This window comes from Pseudonocardia ammonioxydans, assembly GCF_900115005.1.
In the GTDB taxonomy this organism is placed as follows: Bacteria; Actinomycetota; Actinomycetes; order Mycobacteriales; family Pseudonocardiaceae; genus Pseudonocardia; species Pseudonocardia ammonioxydans.
Map to the genome: position 1 here is coordinate 26189 of NZ_FOUY01000031.1, position 17199 is coordinate 43387.

The 17199-nt window shown below is 73.7% G+C and carries 19 protein-coding genes; 12 read left to right on the forward strand and 7 right to left on the reverse strand.

Annotation, left to right across the window (positions count from 1 at the left end; translation table 11 throughout):
- The first annotated feature begins 22 nt into the window (after positions 1 to 22).
- The 4 genes from trpC (at position 23) to BM093_RS24685 (ending at position 3657) form a co-directional block, all read left to right on the forward strand.
- Positions 23 to 865: an indole-3-glycerol phosphate synthase TrpC gene (gene trpC, locus BM093_RS24670; protein ID WP_093350309.1), complete on the forward strand. Its 843-nt coding sequence runs from the start codon at positions 23 to 25 to the stop codon at positions 863 to 865.
- A gap of 1 nt (position 866) precedes the next feature.
- Positions 867 to 1775, forward strand: coding sequence for a prolipoprotein diacylglyceryl transferase (gene lgt, locus BM093_RS24675; protein WP_093350312.1), 909 nt, complete (start codon positions 867 to 869; stop codon positions 1773 to 1775).
- Positions 1772 to 2410, forward strand: coding sequence for a DUF2461 domain-containing protein (locus BM093_RS24680; protein ID WP_093350316.1), 639 nt, complete (start codon positions 1772 to 1774; stop codon positions 2408 to 2410). Before lgt ends, BM093_RS24680 begins: the two co-directional genes overlap by 4 nt.
- A gap of 152 nt (positions 2411 to 2562) precedes the next feature.
- A complete protein-coding gene (locus BM093_RS24685) occupies positions 2563 to 3657 on the forward strand; it encodes a M20/M25/M40 family metallo-hydrolase (RefSeq protein ID WP_093350320.1) in 1095 nt (364 codons plus the stop codon).
- 64 nt (positions 3658 to 3721) lie between these two features.
- Here BM093_RS24685 and BM093_RS24690 read toward each other — a convergent pair whose 3' ends face one another.
- Positions 3722 to 4054 carry a VanZ family protein gene (locus BM093_RS24690; RefSeq protein WP_143105509.1) on the reverse strand — a complete coding sequence of 111 codons (333 nt, stop codon included), beginning with the start codon at positions 4052 to 4054 and terminating at the stop codon, positions 3722 to 3724.
- Between the two features lie 124 nt (positions 4055 to 4178).
- Between BM093_RS24690 and pyk the strand changes: the two genes are divergently transcribed.
- The 3 genes from pyk to BM093_RS24705 are packed head-to-tail and all read left to right on the forward strand — an operon-like array spanning position 4179 to position 7282.
- Positions 4179 to 5603, forward strand: coding sequence for a pyruvate kinase (gene pyk / locus BM093_RS24695; RefSeq protein WP_093350324.1), 1425 nt, complete (start codon positions 4179 to 4181; stop codon positions 5601 to 5603).
- A gap of 48 nt (positions 5604 to 5651) precedes the next feature.
- Positions 5652 to 6572: an acyl-CoA thioesterase gene (locus BM093_RS24700; protein WP_093350329.1), complete on the forward strand. Its 921-nt coding sequence runs from the start codon at positions 5652 to 5654 to the stop codon at positions 6570 to 6572.
- Entirely contained in the window at positions 6569 to 7282 is a 714-nt protein-coding gene (locus BM093_RS24705) for a dienelactone hydrolase family protein (RefSeq protein WP_177238689.1), read from the forward strand. Before BM093_RS24700 ends, BM093_RS24705 begins: the two co-directional genes overlap by 4 nt.
- 36 nt (positions 7283 to 7318) lie before the next feature.
- Here BM093_RS24705 and vapC read toward each other — a convergent pair whose 3' ends face one another.
- Positions 7319 to 7756, reverse strand: a complete 438-nt coding sequence (vapC, locus tag BM093_RS24710; RefSeq protein WP_093350336.1) for a type II toxin-antitoxin system VapC family toxin — start codon at positions 7754 to 7756, stop codon at positions 7319 to 7321.
- A complete protein-coding gene (locus BM093_RS24715; RefSeq protein ID WP_177238690.1) occupies positions 7757 to 7966 on the reverse strand; it encodes a type II toxin-antitoxin system VapB family antitoxin in 210 nt (69 codons plus the stop codon). It lies immediately after the preceding gene.
- Positions 7967 to 8059: 93 nt separating this feature from the next.
- Between BM093_RS24715 and BM093_RS24720 the strand changes: the two genes are divergently transcribed.
- The 4 genes from BM093_RS24720 to BM093_RS24735 all read left to right on the forward strand — a co-directional run bounded on the left by BM093_RS24720 (position 8060) and on the right by BM093_RS24735 (position 11981).
- Positions 8060 to 9436: an O-acetylhomoserine aminocarboxypropyltransferase/cysteine synthase family protein gene (locus BM093_RS24720; RefSeq protein ID WP_218162919.1), complete on the forward strand. Its 1377-nt coding sequence runs from the start codon at positions 8060 to 8062 to the stop codon at positions 9434 to 9436.
- Positions 9433 to 9924 carry a CoA-binding protein gene (locus tag BM093_RS24725; RefSeq protein WP_093350342.1) on the forward strand — a complete coding sequence of 164 codons (492 nt, stop codon included), beginning with the start codon at positions 9433 to 9435 and terminating at the stop codon, positions 9922 to 9924. Before BM093_RS24720 ends, BM093_RS24725 begins: the two co-directional genes overlap by 4 nt.
- A 155-nt stretch (positions 9925 to 10079) precedes the next feature.
- Entirely contained in the window at positions 10080 to 11483 is a 1404-nt protein-coding gene (locus tag BM093_RS24730; protein WP_093350345.1) for an FAD-binding oxidoreductase, read from the forward strand.
- A 54-nt stretch (positions 11484 to 11537) separates the two neighbouring features.
- Positions 11538 to 11981: an ester cyclase gene (locus BM093_RS24735; RefSeq protein ID WP_093350347.1), complete on the forward strand. Its 444-nt coding sequence runs from the start codon at positions 11538 to 11540 to the stop codon at positions 11979 to 11981.
- 19 nt (positions 11982 to 12000) lie between these two features.
- On the opposite strand, the gene BM093_RS24740 is transcribed toward BM093_RS24735, so the two are convergent.
- The 3 genes from BM093_RS24740 to BM093_RS24750 form a co-directional block, all read right to left on the reverse strand.
- The gene (locus BM093_RS24740; protein WP_093350350.1) at positions 12001 to 12285 is read right to left on the reverse strand and encodes a hypothetical protein; all 285 of its coding nucleotides are present in this window, start codon (positions 12283 to 12285) and stop codon (positions 12001 to 12003) included.
- Positions 12286 to 12408: 123 nt separating this feature from the next.
- Positions 12409 to 12858 (reverse strand): hypothetical protein, encoded by a 450-nt coding sequence (locus tag BM093_RS24745; protein ID WP_093350353.1) that lies wholly within the window; start codon positions 12856 to 12858, stop codon positions 12409 to 12411.
- Positions 12859 to 12892: 34 nt separating this feature from the next.
- Positions 12893 to 14113, reverse strand: coding sequence for a DUF418 domain-containing protein (locus BM093_RS24750; protein ID WP_143105510.1), 1221 nt, complete (start codon positions 14111 to 14113; stop codon positions 12893 to 12895).
- 98 nt (positions 14114 to 14211) lie between these two features.
- On the opposite strand from BM093_RS24750, the gene BM093_RS24755 reads away from it, so the two are divergent.
- A complete protein-coding gene (locus tag BM093_RS24755) occupies positions 14212 to 15198 on the forward strand; it encodes a malate dehydrogenase (protein WP_093350359.1) in 987 nt (328 codons plus the stop codon).
- A 40-nt stretch (positions 15199 to 15238) separates the two neighbouring features.
- Here the strand turns inward: BM093_RS24755 and treZ are convergent, their stop codons facing one another.
- Positions 15239 to 16999 (reverse strand): malto-oligosyltrehalose trehalohydrolase, encoded by a 1761-nt coding sequence (gene treZ, locus BM093_RS24760; RefSeq protein ID WP_093350362.1) that lies wholly within the window; start codon positions 16997 to 16999, stop codon positions 15239 to 15241.
- Between the last annotated feature and the right edge of the window lie 200 nt (positions 17000 to 17199).

Sequence of the window (17199 nt, forward strand, 5' to 3'; positions counted from 1 at the left end):
GAGCGGAGGAGGAGTCGACACGGTGGCGCAGCAGAACGGGACCGGCGGCCGGGGGCCGAGCGTCCTGGAGTCCATCGTGGACGGCGTCCGCGAGGATCTCGCGGAGCGCGAGAAGGTCGTCGACCTCGAGGAGATCAAGCGCCGGGCGGCCGCGGCCCCGCCGCCGCGTGACGCGCTGGCCGCGCTGCGCGAGCCGGGCGTCGGCGTGATCGCCGAGGTCAAGCGGGCCAGCCCGTCCAAGGGCGCGCTCGCGGCCATCGCGGACCCGGCCGAGCTCGCCGGCGTCTACGCCGAGGGCGGCGCCCGGGTGATCAGCGTGCTGACCGAGCAGCGCCGGTTCGGTGGGTCGCTCGCCGACCTCGACGCCGTCCGCGCCCGGGTCGACGTGCCGCTGCTGCGCAAGGACTTCATCGTCACCCCGTACCAGGTGCACGAGGCCCGCGCGCACGGCGCCGACGTCGTGCTGCTGATCGTCGCCGCGCTGGAGCAGCCGGTGCTCGAGTCGCTGCTCGACCGGGTCGAGTCGCTCGGCATGACGCCGCTGGTCGAGGTGCACACCGAGGAGGAGTGCGACCGCGCCCTGGAGGCCGGCGCCACGCTCGTCGGCGTCAACTCGCGCAACCTGCACACCCTCGAGGTGAACCGGTCGGTGTTCGGGCAGATCGCGCCCGGGCTGCCGTCGAACGTGCTCAAGGTCGCCGAGTCCGGCGTCCGCGGGCCCGGTGACCTGCTCACCTACGCCGGCTGGGGTGCCGACGCGGTACTCGTCGGCGAGGGGCTGGTGACCAGCGGCGACCCGGCCTCGGCCGTGCGCGGGCTGGTCGCGGCGGGCTTCCACCCGTCCTGCAGCCGCTCCGGCGCCTGAGGTGTCGGCGACCCTCGCCGCGGTACTGCCGGCCGCCATCCCGAGCCCGGACCGCGGCGTCTGGCACCTCGGCCCGATCCCGATCCGGGCGTACGCGCTCTGCATCATCGCCGGGATCGTGATCGCGCTGTGGTGGGGCGAGCGCCGGCTCGTCGCCCGCGGCGGGCGGCCCGGGACGGTACTCGACGTCGCGGTCTGGGCCATCCCGTTCGGCCTGGTCGGCGGTCGGCTCTACCACGTCGCCACCGACTGGCACGTCTACTTCGGTCCGGGTGGGGACCCGCTCGGGGCGCTGGAGATCTGGAACGGCGGGCTGGGCATCTGGGGTGCGATCGCGCTCGGCGGGGTCGGCGCCTGGATCGGCTGCCGCCGGTACGGCGTGCCGCTGCCGGCGTTCGCCGACGCCGTCGCCCCGGGCATCGTCGCCGCCCAGGCGGTCGGCCGGCTCGGCAACTGGTTCAACCAGGAGCTCTACGGCGGACCGACCACGTTGCCGTGGGGCCTGGAGATCTACCGGCGGGTCGACCCGGCCACCGGCCTGGAGGACCCGATCGGCGGTGTCGCCCTGGATGCGACACCGATCGCCGTCGTGCACCCGACGTTCCTCTACGAGCTGCTGTGGAACCTCGCCGTCGCCGTCGTGGTGGTGCTCGCCGACCGCTGGTTCCGGCTCGGCCACGGGCGGGCGTTCGCGGTCTACGTCGCCGGCTACACGCTCGGCCGGTTCTTCATCGAGCTGATGCGCACCGACCCGGCCACCCGGGTGTTCGGCGACGTGCGGATCAACGTCGTCGTCGCCGCGGTGCTGTTCGTGGCGGCGACGGCCTACGTCGTGTTCGCGCCGAAGGGCCGGGAGGAGATTTCCCAGCCGGACCCCGAGCGCGGGGACCCCGAGCGCGAGGACGCATGACGGCCTTCGCGGGCTTCGGTGACGGCGCGGTCGAGTTCTACGACGGCCTGCTCGCCGACAACTCCAAGGCGTACTGGACCGACCACCGGGCGATCTACGAGGACGACGTCCGCGGGCCCATGCTCGCGCTGCTCGCCGACCTCGAGCCCGAGTTCGGCGAGGGCAAGGTGTTCCGCCCGTACCGCGACGTGCGGTTCTCCGCCGACAAGACCCCGTACAAGACGCACTGCGGCGGCTACACGGCGCCGTTCTACGTCGAGGTGTCGTCGGAGGGGATGCTCGCCGCGGGCGGGTACTACGCGATGGCCCCGGACCAGCTGGGCCGCTTCCGGACCGCGGTGGACGACGAGCGCCGCGGTGAGGACCTGCGCGCGCGGCTGGCCGACGCCACGGCCGGCGGGTTGACTGTCGGCGGCGCGACGCTCAAGACCCGTCCGCGGGGTACCCCGGCCGACCATCCGCGGCTCGACCTGTTGCGCCACACCGGGCTGTACGTGTCCCGCCGGTGGCCGCCGGACGACGTGCTGCACGGCCCCCGCGCCCGGGACCGGGTCCGGAAGGTCTGGCGGGCGGCCGGGCCGGTCACCGAGTGGCTGGCCGATCACGTCGGCCCGAGCGACCAGCCGAGGCGCTGAGCGCCCCGCTAAGCGACCCCCACCGGACAAATGCCTGTGCAGCCCGACGGTGCTGTGCCAGGGTCGGGTACCGGTGCTCTTCCGGGCGGTCCCGGTGAACCGGCGACCGGGCGTGCGGCGAACACCGGACACGCGACGACGGGGGGACCGGCATGGGGCCGTACGCACCGCACCGACTGTCCGGGTTGCATCGACCGTCCGGGCGACCCCGGCGGTCCGGCGGACGAGCAGGGTGGTGGCGGGCCCGGGCCGCGGCCGCGCTGCTGGCCGTCGGGGTCCTGGTGCTCGCCGGGTGCACGTCCGCGCCGGAGGCCGACGCCCCTCCGGGCCCGCCGGGTGACGCCCTGTCCGAGCGGCTCGCGGCGGCGGCGAGCGGTGCCGCGGCCGTCCCGCACCTGGAGGCGCTGCAGCGGATCGCCGAGGAGAACGGCGGCAACCGGGCGGCGGGCACACCCGGCTACGCGCGCTCGGTCGACTACGTGGCGGGGGTGCTGCGCGACGCCGGGTTCGACGTGAGCACGCCGACGTACTACGACGACGACCAGGACCGCGAGATGCGCAACGTCGTCGCCCGCACCCGCGGCGGCGACCCCGGCGCGGTCGTGCTCGCCGGGGCCCACCTGGACTCGGTGACCGAGGGGCCGGGCATCAACGACGACGGCACCGGCGTCGCGGCCCTGCTGGAGATCGCGACCCGGTTCGGCTCGGAACCGGGCACGACCAACACGGTGGCGTTCGGGTTCTGGGGCTCGGAGGAGGAGGGGCTGCACGGGTCGCGCGGCTACGTCCGCGACCTCGGCCGCGAGGAGCGGGCCGCCCACCTGATGTATCTCAACATGGACATGCTCGGCTCTCCGAACGGCGGCTACTTCGTGCACGGCGGGATCGGCGACGACGACTCCGAGACCGGTCCGCCCGGGTCCGGGACGGTGGCCTCCGTGCTCACCGAGGAGCTCGCCGCGACCGGGGTGACCGCGGAGCGCATGCCGCTCTACGGCGACGACGACGGTCCGTTCGTCAAGGCCGGGATCCCCACCGCGAGCGCGGTGACCGGGGACTCCGAGAGCAAGACCGAGGAGCAGGCCGCGGCCTGGGGCGGCACCGCGGGCGAGGTCTACGACCGGTGCTACCACTCGGCCTGCGACACGCTCGCCAACGTCGACCGGGAGCGGCTGGACCACTACACGAAGGCGATCGCGGCCACGCTCGCCCGGTTCGCCATGTCGGAGAGCCGCCCGGCGGGCTGAGGCACCGGCCCCGCCCGCCCGGTCACGCGCGCCCGGTCACGCGGGCCCGGTCACGCCCGGCCGGTCATGCAGCCGACCGGCGGCGGGCTACCGCCGCGTACAGCACCAGGCCCAGCGCAGCACCGGCCACGTCGACCAGCCCGTCGACCAGGTCGCCGCTGCGCCCGAGGGGCAGCACCGCCTGCAGCACCTCGGACGCGGCCGCGTACACGGCCAGCCCGCCCAGCAGAGGCCACGTGCGGATCTCGGCGATCCGCCCGGTCACCGCGAGGAGGGCGAACACGCCCAGGTGCACCAGCTTGTCGGTCCCCGGCGGCGCGACCGGGACCCCGGACGCCGGGGTGAACAGCACTCCCAGGCTCAGCAGGACGGCGAGGACGAACGGCTGGACACGCACCCGATCAGTCTCCTCCCGCGGGTCCGGGCCCTCGCGGGCCGCCACCCCCCGGTGCGGTGAACCGGCCACCGACAGGCCGGGTTCCGGGAACCGGATCGTTACAGAACAGCGCTACGCTGACGCCGTGACACGTCGAACCAAGATCGTTTGCACTATCGGTCCGGCCACCGCGACTCCGGACCGGATCCGTGAGCTCGTCGACGCCGGGATGGACGTGGCCCGGCTCAACTTCAGTCACGGCGACCGTGCGGACCACAAGCGCGTCTACGACATGGTCCGCGCCGCCGCCGACGCCAGCGGTCGTGCCGTCGGCGTGCTGGCCGACCTGCAGGGGCCGAAGATCCGCCTCGGCCGGTTCGCCGACGGACCCACCGAGTGGAAGACCGGCGAGGAGGTGCGGATCACCGTCGAGGACGTGGCCGGCACCCACGACCGCGTCTCCACCACGTACAAGGGCCTCGCCCAGGACGCCCGGCCCGACGACCGCCTGCTCGTCGACGACGGCAAGGTCGGCCTGCGCGTGATCGCCGTCGAGGGCGACGACGTGGTCTGCAAGGTCACCGAGGGCGGCCCGGTCTCGGACAACAAGGGCCTCTCCCTGCCCGGGATGAACATCTCGGTGCCCGCACTGTCCGACAAGGACATCGCCGACCTCGAGTTCGCGATGTCGCTGCGCGTCGACGTCGTCGCGCTCTCGTTCGTGCGCAGCCCGGCCGACATCGACGGCGCGCACAAGGTGATGGACTCTTCCGGGTACGGCCGGGTGCCGGTCGTGGCCAAGCTGGAGAAGCCGGAGGCGGTCGACAACCTCGAGGCCGTCGTGCTCGCCTTCGACGGGATCATGGTCGCCCGCGGCGACCTCGGCGTCGAGCTGCCGCTGCAGAACGTGCCGCTGGTGCAGAAGCGGGCCGTGCAGATCGCCCGGGAGAACGCGAAGCCGGTCATCGTCGCCACCCAGATGCTGGAGTCGATGATCACCAACTCGCGCCCGACCCGCGCCGAGGCCTCGGACGTGGCGAACGCGGTGCTCGACGGCACCGACGCCGTCATGCTCTCCGGCGAGACCAGCGTCGGCCGCTACCCGATCAAGACGGTCCGCACGATGGCCGAGATCGTCGAGGCGGTCGAGTCCGGTCCGGCGAGCGTCCCGCCGCTGAACCACGTGCCCCGCACCAAGCGCGGTGTGCTCTCCTACGCCGCCCGCGACATCGGCGAGCGGCTCTCGGCGCGGGCGCTGGTCGCGTTCTCCCAGTCCGGCGACACCGTGCGCCGGCTGGCCCGGCTGCACACCCGGCTGCCGCTGCTGGCGTTCACCCCGGAGGCCGCGGTGCGCAGCCAGCTCGCGATGACCTGGGGCGTCGAGACGTTCCTGGTCGACAAGGTCGACTCGACCGACGCCATGGTGCGCCAGGTCGACCAGGCCATACTGTCCATCGGCCGGTTCAAGCCGGGCGACCTGGTCGTGATCGTCGCCGGCTCGCCGCCCGCCACGGTCGGCTCGACCAACCTGATCCGGGTGCACCGGCTGGGCGAGGAGGACCACGCCTGAGGTGAGCGGACGTCTCGCCCCGGCCGGCGTTCGGCATACTCGACGCCCGTGAGTCCCGAGCCCGTCCCCACGCAGACGCCGCCGCCCGCGACCGCCGCCGACGGCGAGCCGTGCGGCCAGGCCGTCCTCGACGACCTGGTCGCGTTGCTGGACCTGGAACGCCTGGAGGACAACCTCTTCCGCGGGGTGAGCCCACCGGTGACGCTGCCCCGGGTGTTCGGTGGCCAGGTCGCGGGACAGGCGCTCGTCGCGGCCGGCCGGACGGTGCCGGAGGACCGCCCCGTGCACTCGCTGCACGCCTACTTCATCCGTCCCGGCGACCCGAGCATCCCGATCGTCTACGAGACCGAGCGGGTGCGCGACGGCCGGTCGTTCACCACGCGCCGGGTGCTGGCCATCCAGCGCGGTGAGGCGATCTTCTCGCTGTCCGCGTCGTTCCAGCTCGAGCAGCAGGGGCTGGTGCACACCGAGCCGATGCCGACCGGTGTCCCGGCCCCCGACGAGGTCGACGACCTCGGCGCGCGCGCCCTGCGCGGGGACGGTGGCTGGCTCGCCGACCTGCCGCGCCCGCTGGACATCCGGCTCATCGACGAGCCGGTCTGGTCACCGCACCGCACCGGTGCCTCCGACGAGCCGATCCGGCTGTGGCTGCGTGCGGACGGTCGGCTGCCCGACAACGACCTCCTGCACGTCTGCCTGCTGACCTACGCCAGCGACCTGACCCTGCTCGGCTCGGTGCTGGCCCGCCACGACGCGTCGGCCGCGCACCCGCAGATGGCCAGCCTGGACCACGCGATGTGGTTCCACCAGCCGTTCCGGGCCGACGAGTGGCTGCTCTACACCTGCTACTCGCCCGCGGCGTCCGGCGGACGCGGGCTGGCCGGGGGACGGTTCTTCGGCGCGGACGGCCGGCTGGTGGCGACGACCATGCAGGAGGGCCTGGTCCGGGTGCCGGGTACGCACCGGTGACGATCGAGGCCCAGGTCGGCATCGGCAGCGTCAACGGGGGACGGCTGCCCGGTTTCCTGGTCCGGCCCGAGGATGACGGGACGCCCGGCCCGGCCCTGGTGATGATCTACGAGCTGTACGGGACGACCCCGGAGATGCGCCGGATCGCCCGCGAGCTCGCGCGGGCCGGCTACACGGTGCTGATCCCGGACCTGTTCGCCCGTGGCCGCGTCCGGTCGCTGTGCGTGGCCTCGACGATGACGACGATGGCCACCGGGCGCGGTGCGGCGCTGGGCGACTGCGAGTCGGCCCGGCGCTGGCTCGCCGAGCAGCCCACCGTCGACGCCGACCGGATCGGCGTCATCGGGTTCTGCATGGGCGGCGGGTTCGCGCTGCTGCTGTCCCAGACCGGCCGCTACCGGGTGTCGGTGCCGTTCTACGGCCGCACCGGAGCCCGGGTGGAACCGGTCTGCCCGGTGGTCGCGAGCTTCGGGGGCCGGGACAAGGAGTTCGCCGACGGTTACCCGCAGCGGCTGGCCGACGAGCTCGCCGCGCGCGGCGTCCCGCACGACGTGAAGGTCTACCCCGAGGCGGGCCACTCGTTCATGACCCGCACGCCCGGGGTCACCGGCGCGATCGCCCAGCGGCTGCCGATCCGGGCCGGGTACCACGAGCCGTCCGCGACCGACGCGACCGAGCGGGTGCTGAGGTTCCTCGCCGAGCATCTCTGAGGTGATCGGGGGCTGGTGCCGGTGCAGTGGACCCGGTCAGTGTCCGTGGTGCAGGGACACGGCACGCAGGTCCGGAAGGGCCCTGGCCAGCTCGTCGAAGTCCCGGTCCCGGTGCAGCAGAACGGCCCCGGTCCGTACCGCCACCGCGGCGATCAGGCAGTCGAGGAGCTTGCGCACCGTACGCCCGCCGGTTCGTGCCGAGCGGTACACCGTCGCCGCGGTGTGGAAATCCACCGCCGGGTCCAGTGCCAGTCGGCGCAGCCCGGACGTCAGCGTCTCCAGCTTGTCGAGCACGGCGGGTGAGGTGGCCCCGGCGAGCAGCTCCATGACGACGGGTTCGGTCGTGGCGACCCGGTCCGGTTCGGTCTGCAGGAGCCGTCGCACCTCCAGGTGGGCCGACGAGCCGGTGGCACGCAGATACTCGATCCAGACCGAGGTGTCCAGCAGGCAGGGCTCGTCGTCCCGCGGGCGCATCTAGAACTCGGCGACGTCGGAGCGGCGGGCGTCGTCGAGGTCGCCCTCCCAGCCGATGCCTTCCAGCCCGGCGAGGAACTCCGGGGACAGGCGCGGCCCGACCAGGCGCCGCAGGGCCAGGTCCACGGCTTCCCGCTTGCTCCGCAGGCCGTACCGGCGCATCACCTCGCCGACGAGCTCGTCGTCCAGGTCGATGTTGGTGCGGGCCATACACCAACGATACACCGCTGCGGCGGTGGCGCCCTGTGCAGCTGTGACGAGCGCGGTGCGGCACCGGCGACCGGTGGGAGGCAGGATGGCGGCGTGAGTGAGCGCGCGAACGAACCCGCCGGAGCACCGTCAGAGCCGGAGCAGTCGCAGGACCGGTCCTGGGGCTTCCGTACCCGCGCCGTGCACGCGGGGACGGTGCCGGACGCCGCGACCGGCTCGCGGGCGGTACCGATCCACCAGACCACCAGCTACGTCTTCCGGGACACCGACGACGCCGCGGCCCTGTTCGCGCTGCAGAAGTACGGGCTGGTCTACTCGCGGATCGCGAACCCGACGGTGTCCTCGCTGGAGGAGCGCCTGGCCAGCCTGGACGGCGGGATCGGCGCGGTCTGCACGGCGTCCGGGCAGTCGGCCGAGTTCCTCACGTTCGCCGCGCTCGCCGGGGCCGGCGACCACGTGGTGGCTGCCGCCGGGCTCTACGGCGGCACGATCACCCAGCTCGACGTGACGCTGCGCCGCTTCGGTGTCGACACCACGTTCGTCCCGGGCACCGACCCGGCCGACTACGCCGCCGCGATCCGGGACAACACCCGGTTCCTGTTCGCCGAGATCATCTCCAACCCGGGCGGTGAGGTCGCCGACGTCGCCGGGCTGGCGGAGGTCGCGCACGCGCGCGGGATCCCGCTGATCATCGACGCGACCCTGGCGACGCCGTACCTGTGCCGGCCGCTGGAGCACGGCGCCGACATCGTCATCCACTCGGTCACGAAGTTCCTCGGCGGGCACGGCACCACGCTCGGCGGTGTGGTGATCGAGGCCGGGACGTTCGACTGGGGCAACGGCAACTTTCCGGGCATGACCGAGCCGGTCCCGTCCTACGGCGGGCTGAGCTGGTGGGGCAACTTCCAGGAGCTCGGGTTCCTGACGAAGCTGCGTGCCGAGCAGCTGCGCGACGTCGGTGCGACCCTGTCCGCGCACTCGGCGTTCCTGCTGATGCAGGGCGTGGAGACGCTGCCGCAGCGGATGGACCAGCACGTCGCGAACGCGCAGCGGGTCGCGGAATGGCTGGAGGCCGACCCGCGGGTGGCGTACGTGACCTACCCGGGCCTGCCGTCGCACCCGCACCACGAGCGCGCCCGCCGCTACCTGCCGGACGGGCCCGGCGCGGTGTTCGCGTTCGGCGTGGCCGAGCGAGGCTCGCCGAGCGAGCATCGGCACGGGGGACGCGAGGCCGGGGCCCGGTTCATCGAGTCGGTACGGCTGTGCAGCCACCTCGCCAACGTCGGTGACGCCCGTACCCTCGTGTTGCACCCGGGATCGACGACCCACCAGCAGCTGACCCAGCAGCAGCTCGAGCAGGCCGGGGTCCCCGAGGACATGATCCGGATCTCGGTCGGGCTCGAGGACCCCGAGGACATCATCTGGGACCTCGACCAGGCACTCACGGCGGCGCAGAAGGAGACCTCGTGACCACCACGACCACCTGGCAGAACCCGCCTGCGTGGCGGCGGCAGCAGATCCTGCGCGACACCCGCACCGTCGCGATGGTCGGGGCGTCGCCGAACCCCGCGCGGGCCAGCAACTTCGTCGCGACCTACCTGCTCGCGTCCACCGGGTTCGAGGTGTACTTCGTCAACCCGAACGCGTCGGAGATCCTCGGCCGCCCGGTGTACCCGTCGCTGGCGGAGCTGCCGGTCGTCCCGGACCTGGTCGACGTGTTCCGCAGGCCCGAGGATCTGCCCGGGGTGCTCGACGAGGTGCTCGGGCTCGACCCGCACCCGCGCACGTTCTGGCTGCAGTTCGGCCTGTTCGACGCCGGCCTCGCCACCCGGGCCGAGGCGGCCGGGGTCGAGGTCGTCATGGACCGCTGCCTCAAGGTGGAGCACGCCCGCTTCGCCGGTGGGCTGCACCTGGCCGGCTTCAACACCGGTGTGATCACCTCCCGCCGCCGGGACTGACGGGAGGACCCGCCCGGCGTCCGGCCCCGGGTGGCTCGGGGCCGTCCGGGGCCGTCGTCAACCGTGGGGATATCCGCCCGGTCGGCGTGACAGTGCCCCGGCGGCGGTGAACCGTGAGCGCTCCGACTGCACCGACGCCGCTGCCGGAGGCCGCCATGACCGCCACCGTCGACCACACCGGGGACCTGCGGGCCAGGATGACGGGTACCGTCGTGGCGCCCGCCGACCCGGGCTACGACGACGCACGCCGGGTCTGGAACGGCGCGGTCGACCGGCGGCCTGCGCTGGTGGCACGGTGCGCGGACGTCGAGGACGTGGTCGCCGCCGTCGATCATGCCCGCCTCCGCGGGCTGGAGATCGCGGTGCGCGGTGGCGCGCACAACGCGGCCGGGCACGCGACCGGGGACGGCGTACTGGTGATCGATCTGGCCGCGGTGAACACCGTGACCGTGGACCCGGTGGCCCGGCGGGCCCGGGTCGGTGGCGGCGCGCTGCTCCGCGACATGGACGCGGCCACCCAGGAGCACGGGCTCGCCGTCCCGGCCGGGGAGGTCGGGCACACCGGCGTCGCGGGGCTGACGCTCGGTGGCGGATTGGGGTGGCTGACCCGCCGCGACGGCCTGTCGATCGACCACCTGGTCGGCGCGCAGGTCGTGCTGGCCGACGGCCGGGTCGTGCGGGCGTCCGCCGACGAGCACCCGGACCTGTTGTGGGCCCTGCGTGGTGGCGGGGGCAACTTCGGGATCGTCACCGAGTTCGAGTTCTCCCTGGTCCCGGTCGGCCCACTGGTCTCGTTCGGGCTGTTCTTCTTCTCCGTCGACGACGGTGCCGCGGCACTGCGGCTGGCCCGTGAGGTGATCCCGGAGCTGCCCGCGACCGTCGGGTTCCAGATCATCGCGATGTGCGCGCCGCCCGCCCCGTTCGTGCCCGAGGAGCTGCGGCTGCGACCCGGCTGGGCTCTGGTGGTGATCGGGACGACGGGCGAGCAGCCCGACGCCGACGCCGAGCCCGTGCACGAGCGGATCCGAGCCACCGGTCCGACGCCGCTGTTCGAGTACTGCACACCGATGCCGTACACGGCGCTGCAGCAGATGTCCGACGAGGACCTGGCCTGGGGCGCGCGCTGCTACGAGAAGGGCTGCTACCTGCCGGGGCTCGAGGACCCCGTGATCGCGGTGCTGGCCGAGCAGGTGGCCCGGCGGGTGTCCCCGCTGTCCCTGGTGCACGTCTTCGTACTCGACGGTGCCTACAGCGTCGTCCCCGAGGACGCGACGGCGTTCGGCGGTGGGCGCAGCCCGCGGCTCAACGTGTTCGTGGTCGGGCTCGCCCCGGACCTGGCCGGGCAACCGGCGGAGCGGGACTGGGTGCGGACCTTCCACGGGGCGCTGGCGCCGTACACGATCGGTTCCGGGGCCTACGTCAACTCGTTGATGGGCGACGACGCCGCGCGCGTGCGGGCCAGCTACGGCGACAAGTACGACCGCCTGGCCGCGATCAAGGCGGTGTACGACCCGGACAACGTGTTCCACCGGAACGCGAACATCCCACCGCACCGCTGACCCGTACGCACCGGACGGCGCCGCGCCGTCCCGTCCCCGAGGGGGTAGTCGGACATGACCACGAGCACTGACGAGATCACGACCCTGGTGCGTCGCCTCGAGGACGCCATGAACTCCCGCCGGCTCGACCTCCTCGACGACATCCTCGCGCCGGACTTCCAGCGCCACTGCGAGGCCACACCGGACTTCGACGTCCGCAGCCGGGAGGACTTCAAGGAGTTCCTGCGGTCGAACACGGAATCGTTCCCGGACAACGTCCAGACGTTCACCCAGGTCGTCGCCGACGGCGACCGGGCCGGCATCTGGGCCACCTACGAGGGCACCCAGTCCGGCGCACTGGGGCCGTTCCCGGCCAGCGGACGACGGACCCGGTTCGGCTTCGGCGGCGTCCTGCGGGTGGTCGACGGCCGGATCGCGGAACTCTGGGTGACCTGGGACAACATGACGATCCTCGGCCAGCTCGGGCACCTACCGGCCGCGGACACCGCGGCCCGGTGACCCGGCCGGGACGGGCAGGCTACCGGGACGGGAGCCGCGCGGACCCGCTCCCGAGCAGGGCGGCCAAGCTGTTCCGGGCGCGCCGCTCGACGCGTTCGGACAGGGCGGCGCCGTCGGACCCGCCCGCGCCGGCAGCCGCGCGCAGATCGCGGTGGCAGGTCCCCACGATGCGGAGAATGGTGGAACGGTCCACCACGCCGGAGAACCCGGTCATCACCCGGTAGGTGATGTCGGCGAGTGACGGGCTCGGGGGGTTCGGGGCAGGAGGTTCGGGGGTGTCGTGCGTGGCGGTCGGCCGGCTCATCTGTGGTGTCCTCGGGGTTGCTGAGGGCGGGTACCCACGACACCGACGTCCAACCATCGGGCGCCCCGCACCGGCACGACCGGAAGCCCGCCGCTCGACCGCACGAGGGCCCGTGGCCCGGACTCACCAGCCGAGCAGCCCGACGAGCAGCGCGTGCAGCACCCAGAACGGGCCGAACGCGAGGGCGACGAGCCCACCGGGGCCGGCCCCGCGCCGGGCCGGGAACAGCAGTACCACCGCGGTCAGCCCCCACGGCACCAGCAGCGCGAGCCCGCGCAGCGGCCACGACGCCACCCCGGTGAACACCGCCAGCAGCAGCGCCACCACGACCCAGCCGGCGCCGGCGGCGATGCACCGGGGCAGCACCGCCCCGAGGGGCGGCGGCGCGGGGTCGCAGTCGTCGACGGCGGCCGGTTCCGGCTCGGTGCCCGGCGGGTACGGCGGCGCACCCGGCAGCGGGGCGTGCGGCGGCAGCGTCTCGGGATCGAACCCGGACCATCCCGGCGCGCCCTGCCACGACGGCGGCCGTCCGTCGTCGTCCGGCGGTTCGGTCAGGTCCCGCTCGCCACCCATGCCCCCGAGCCTAGGTGCAGTGCCGGCCCGGACGTCAGCGTTGCGGCGCGGGCCGGCGGCCGTAGGTCAGCAGCCGCAGCAGCGTCTCGGCGGGGCCGCGCCGCCCGGCGCGGGCCGACCGGTCCGCGACGAGCACCGTCACCAGCCACACCCCGGCCCCGCACAGCGTTGCCGCCCACACCGGCAGGCCGGCACCCAGCCCGAGTGTCCAGGCGGCGAACAGGCCCACGAACGCCACGGACTGGGCCAGGTACGCCGACAGCGAGCGCTGCCCGGTGGCGACCAGCGCCCGTCCCACCGGCCCGGGACCACCGCGGCGGGCCCACCGGTCCGCGACCAGCCCGGCCACCGCGGCGTAGCCGGCCCCCGCGGCGTAGCCGGTGAGCGCGTGCAGCGGCCCGAGCAGCAGCGCGATACCCGCCGGCGGGGCCCACACCCCGGCCGCGACCAGCGCCAGGGGCAGCCCACCGAGCACCCCGGCCGCGATCCCGGCGACGGCGAGCCGGGTCAGGAACCGCCGGTGGCGCCCCGGGGCGGCGAGCCGGCCGCTGCGGGCCAGCAGCACCCCGAGCGCCGCCGCACCGGCCGACCCCACCGCGCTGAGCAGCAGGTTGCCGAACAGCCACTCGCCGAACCGGTCGCTCGCCGCGGCGAGCACACCGGGTTCGACCAGCGAGGGTGACGCCGTCTGCGCCGAGTCGGTCAGGGCCACCGGTGCGTACAGCAGCACGGTCAGCGCGATCGTGCCCGCCGCCGTCGTCACCAGGGCGGTCGTGCTGCCGCGTACCAGCAGGCCCGCGAGCAGCACGGCGAGCAGGCCGTAGGCGGCGACGATGTCGCCGTGCCACAGCAGGACCGCGTGTGCCGCCCCGACCGCGAGCAGGGCGGCCCCGCGCCGGCGGACCGTCGCGAGCACCGGGTCGTCGGGCGGTGTGCCGGCCGTCCCCGCCGTCGTGCGTGCCGCGGGCCCCGGCCCGCCGGTCACCGCGCCGGTGGTGGCGCGGCGGGCGGCCAGCGTCGCGATACCGAACCCGAACAGCAGCGCGAACAACGGGTAGCCGCGGCCGTCGACCAGGACGAGCTGCACGGCGGCGACGACGGCGTCGGCACCCTGCAGGTCCCGCGGGTAGCCGCGGACGCCGATCCCACGCCCGGTGACGAACGTGTGCGCGTTGGCGACCGCGATCAGCAGCAGCGCGGCGCCGCGGGCCAGATCGGGGGCGGGGTAGCGGTCGGCCACCGGGAGTCCGCGCACCGCACGGACGCTACCCCGGGTGTGCTTCGTGCCACCTGGAGCGATCCGTGTGCTCCCCGTCGCGGTGCGCCGGGGCCGTCCCGGCTAGGGTCCCTGCCGTGTCTGCTACCCCCGTCACCGTTACCGTCACCGGAGCCGCTGGCCAGATCGGTTACGCGCTGCTCTTCCGGATCGCCTCCGGGCAGCTGCTGGGGCCCGACACCCCGGTCAAGCTGAACCTGCTGGAGATCCCGCAGGCCGTCAAGGCCGCCGAGGGCACCGCGATGGAGCTCGACGACTGCGCCTTCCCGCTGCTGCGCGGCATCGACATCCACGACGACGCCACCGCCGCCTTCTCCGGCGCGAACGTCGCGCTGCTGGTCGGCGCCCGCCCGCGGACCAAGGGCATGGAGCGCGGCGACCTGCTCGAGGCCAACGGCGGGATCTTCGGCCCGCAGGGCAAGGCGATCAACGCCGGCGCCGCCGACGACATCCGTGTGCTCGCCGTGGGCAACCCGGCCAACACCAACGCGCTGATCGCGCAGGCGTCGGCGCCGGACGTGCCCGCCGAGCGGTTCACCGCGATGACCCGCCTCGACCACAACCGCGCGCTGGCCCAGCTGGCGCGCAAGCTCGACGTCCAGCTCGACGCGATCACGAAGCTGACGATCTGGGGCAACCACTCGGCCACCCAGTACCCGGACCTGTTCCACACCGAGGTCAACGGCAAGATCGCCGCCGAGCAGGTGGAGCGGGACTGGCTGGAGAACGACTTCATCCCGACCGTCGCCAAGCGCGGCGCCGCGATCATCGAGGCCCGGGGCGCGTCCTCGGCCGCGTCGGCCGCCAACGCCGCCATCGACCACGTCCACGACTGGGTCAACGGCACCCCGGCCGGTGACTGGACCTCCGCCGCCATCCCGTCGGACGGCTCCTACGGCGTCCCCGAGGGCATCATCTCCTCGTTCCCGGTGACCTCCGAGAACGGCGAGTGGAAGATCGTCCAGGGCCTGGAGATCGACGACTTCTCCCGCGAGAAGATCGACGCCAGCGTCGCCGAGCTGGGCGAGGAGCGCGACGCGGTGCGCAAGCTCGGCTTGATTTGAGATCGTGAGTGGTTATCGCGGCTCCAGCCGCGATAACCACTCACGGGCGTACTGCGATCCGGCAGATGGCGAAGGCCTCGGCGGGGACGGTGAACGAGTCGTCCTCGCTGCGGGTCGGCTCGGAGGCCAGCAGGATCCGGGTGATCGTCGCGCCGAGCGAGAGCGTCACCGGCTCCGAGCCGAGGTTGACCACGACCCGCATCGCACCCCGGTTCACCACGAGGGTGCGGGCCTGCTCGTGGACGTCGACCATCACCGAGTCCAGCCACGGGTCCGAGAGCTCCGGCCAGGCGCGGCGCAGCGCGATCAGCTCGCGGTGCATCCGCAGCAGGGTGGCGTGCGGCTCCTGCTCGGCCTCGGCCCAGTCGAGCGTCGAGTCGGTGAACGTCGACTCGGCGTTCGGGTCCGGCACCTCGTCGGCGGTGCTGACGTCGGACCAGCCGTGGTCGGCGAACTCCTTCGCCCGGCCCTCGCGGACCGCCTGCTGCAGCCCGGGGTCGGGGAAGCGGGAGAAGAACTGCCACGGCGTGCGGGCACCCCACTCCTCGCCCATGAACAGCATGGGCGTGAACCCGGAGGTGAACAGCAGCGCCGCCCCGCAGGCCAGCAGGCCGGGGGACAGGGTGTGGGTGAGCCGGTCGCCGGTGGCCCGGTTGCCGATCTGGTCGTGGTTCTGCAGGTAGGTGACCAGGCGTGACCCGGGGATCCGCGCGGTGTCGATCGGGGCGCCGTGGCTGCGCCCGCGGAACGACGACCAGGTGCCCTCGTGCAGGAACCCGCGGGTGAGCACGTGGGCGAGCCCGTCGAGGCCGGCCTCGGCGAAGTCGCCGTAGTAGCCCTGGCTCTCGCCGGTGAGCACGGTGTGCAGGCTGTGGTGGACGTCGTCGGCCCACTGGGCGGTCAGCCCGTAGCCGCCGCCCTCGCGCGCGGTGATCAGCCGGGGGTCGTTGAGGTCGGACTCGGCGATCAGCGACAGCGGGCGCCCGACGTGCGCCTCCAGCGCGGTGACCTCGACGGCGAGCTGCTCGAGCAGGTGCTGGGCGCGGCCGTCGCGCAGCGCGTGCACCGCGTCGAGCCGCAGGCCGTCGACGTGGAAGTCGCGCAGCCACATCAGCGCGTTGTCGATCACGTAGCGGCGGACCTCGTCGGACCCGGGACCGTCCAGGTTCAGCGACGGGCCCCAGATGTTGGAGCCGGCGAAGTAGGGCCCGAACCGGTCGAGGTAGGCCCCGGACGGCCCGAGATGGTTGTAGACGACGTCGAGCACCACGCCCATGCCGCGGGCGTGACAGGCGTCGACGAACCGCTTGAACGCGTCCGGGCCGCCGTAGTTCTCGGTGACGGCGTACCAGGCGACGCCGTCGTAGCCCCAGTTCACCGGGCCGTCGACGGCGTTGACCGGCAGGATCTCGACCAGGTCGACGCCCAGGGACACCAGGTGGTCGAGCCTGCCGATCGCCGTGTCGAACGTGCCGCCCTCGGTGAACGTGCCGATGTGCAGCTCGTAGAGCACCGACCCGGCCAGCGCGCGACCGGTCCAGGCGTCGTCGGTCCACCAGAACGAGTCGTGCTCGTAGACCCGCGACCGCTGGTGGACCCCGCCCGGCTGCCACGGCGAGCGCGGGTCGGGGAGTGGGCGAGAGTCGTCGTCGAGCAGGAACGCGTAGTCGGTGCCGTGCCCGTGGTCGGGCAGCTCGGTCCGCCACCACCCGCCCGGTGCGGGCTCCAGCGTGATCCGATCGTCTCCGACCAGGACGCTGACGCGGTTCCTGTCAGGGGCCCACACGGCGAACTCCGTCACGGGACCTGATCCTTCCCCACGGGGCGCCGGGCCCGCTCACCCGGGCGGGCGTGGGCCCGCTCACCCGCGCGGACCAGCCGGGCCCGAACGACCCCCACCGAGATGCGGCTCAGCGCGAATTGTCGATCTCCGCGCAACGCTGAGCTGCATCTCGGCGGGATTCGCGGTGCGCAGTGCGGTGCGCAGTGCGGTGCGCGGTG

Bases quoted from the DNA above. Each gene is read 5' to 3' on its own strand.
- BM093_RS24680 (WP_093350316.1), top strand. From the start codon at position 1,772: ATGACGGCCTTCGCGGGCTTCGGTGACGGCGCGGTCGAGTTCTACGAC.
- BM093_RS24685 (WP_093350320.1), top strand. From the start codon at position 2,563: ATGGGGCCGTACGCACCGCACCGACTGTCCGGGTTGCATCGACCGTCC.
- vapC (WP_093350336.1), bottom strand. From the start codon at position 7,756: ATGCGCCCGCGGGACGACGAGCCCTGCCTGCTGGACACCTCGGTCTGG.
- BM093_RS24715 (WP_177238690.1), bottom strand. From the start codon at position 7,966: ATGGCCCGCACCAACATCGACCTGGACGACGAGCTCGTCGGCGAGGTG.
- BM093_RS24730 (WP_093350345.1), top strand. From the start codon at position 10,080: ATGACCGCCACCGTCGACCACACCGGGGACCTGCGGGCCAGGATGACG.
- BM093_RS24735 (WP_093350347.1), top strand. From the start codon at position 11,538: ATGACCACGAGCACTGACGAGATCACGACCCTGGTGCGTCGCCTCGAG.
- BM093_RS24740 (WP_093350350.1), bottom strand. From the start codon at position 12,285: ATGAGCCGGCCGACCGCCACGCACGACACCCCCGAACCTCCTGCCCCG.
- BM093_RS24745 (WP_093350353.1), bottom strand. From the start codon at position 12,858: ATGGGTGGCGAGCGGGACCTGACCGAACCGCCGGACGACGACGGACGG.